The 1,441-nt window shown below is 67.9% G+C and carries 2 protein-coding genes; both read right to left on the reverse strand.

The annotated features are described in order from the left end of the window. On the reverse strand, positions 1-506 hold a 506-nt coding region (locus Q1W68_RS13650; protein ID WP_300716942.1), incomplete at its 3' end, for a UDP-3-O-acyl-N-acetylglucosamine deacetylase. A 77-nt stretch (positions 507-583) separates the two neighbouring features. Next, positions 584-1,441 (reverse strand): cell division protein FtsZ (locus tag Q1W68_RS13655; protein ID WP_300716943.1); only part of this gene is annotated, 858 nt, incomplete at its 5' end.

Here is a 1,441-nt window from a genome sequence, read left to right on the forward strand (position 1 = left end):
TCGAACGCGATCTCGAAGGTCAGCTTGTAGCCGTCGAACGGTTCGAGCCGCGCCCACTTCAGGCTCGGCCCCTCGCCTTCGCGCACCTCGACCGGTTTCAGGATGCGCAGGAAGCGCTTCGGCGCGTCCTGCAACTCGATGCCGGCGCTTTGCAGCAGGAACACGAACGAGGCCGCCGAGCCGTCGAGGATCGGCACCTCTTCGGCGGTGATGTCGACGATCAGGTTGTCGATGCCCAGGCCCGCACACGCCGACAGCAGGTGCTCGACGGTGTTGACCTTGGGCGCCCCCGGATCGCCGCCCGGCGACAGCGCGGTCGCCATGCGGGTGTCGCACACCGAATGCGCATGCACCGGGATGTCGACCGGCTGCGACAGATCGACGCGGCGGAACACGACACCGCTGTCCGCCGGCGCCGGGCGCAAGGTCAGCTCGACCCGCTGCCCGCCGTGCACACCGACGCCCACCGCGCGGGTGAGCGACTTGAGCGTGCGTTGGGCCAGCATCATTTCATTCTAGGGACGCAAGGGCTCCCTCTCCCCGGTGGGGAAAGGGAGCCCACTCCGGCGTCGGCCGATCGAGATCAATCGGCTTGCTTGCGCAGGAACGCCGGGATCTCGATCTCGTCCATGCCGTTGCTGGCCAGCGCATCGACCTTGGCCGCCGCGGTGCGGGTGCGCCACACGCTCGGGGTGCTCAGCGAGCCGTAGTCGGGGGTGTTCTGCCCGCCCTGCATGCCGAGGCCCGGTGCGTTCAGCGCGTGGTTCAGGATCGGCAGGTTGTCGGTGCCGGTGCGCTGCATCGGCGCGCTGTGCACGACGCTGATCGGCGCCTGCTGGCGGCGCGCCGGGCTCAGGCCGGTGGCGATCACCGTCACGCGCAGCTTGTCGCCCAGCGCCTCGTCGTACACGGTGCCGAAGATCACGTGCGCATCTTCCGCGGCGTAACGGCGGATGGTGTTCATCGCGTTCTTGCTTTCCGACAGCTTCAAGGTGCTGCGGTTGGCGGCGATCAGCACCAGCACGCCCTTCGCGCCCGACAGGTCGATGCCTTCGAGCAGCGGGCAGGCCACGGCGGCGTCAGCGGCCTTGGTGGCGCGGTCCGGGCCGCTCGCCTGCGCGGTGCCCATCATCGCCTTGCCGGGCTCGCTCATCACCGTCTTCACGTCCTCGAAGTCGACGTTGACCATGCCGTGCATGTGAATGATGTCGCTGATGCCGCCAACGGCGTTCTTCAGCACGTCGTTGGCTTCGGCGAACGCCTGGTCCTGCGTCACGTCGTCGCCCAGCACCTCGAGCAGCTTCTCGTTGAGCACCACGATCAGCGAATCGACGTTGGCTTCGAGCTCGGCCAGTCCGGCATCGGCGGCCTTCATGCGGCGGTTGCCTTCGAACTCGAACGGCTTGGTCACGACGCCGACGGTCAGGATGCCCATTTCCTT

It is taken from the genome of Hydrogenophaga sp. (genome assembly GCF_030158645.1).
Classification (GTDB): domain Bacteria; phylum Pseudomonadota; class Gammaproteobacteria; order Burkholderiales; family Burkholderiaceae_C; genus Hydrogenophaga.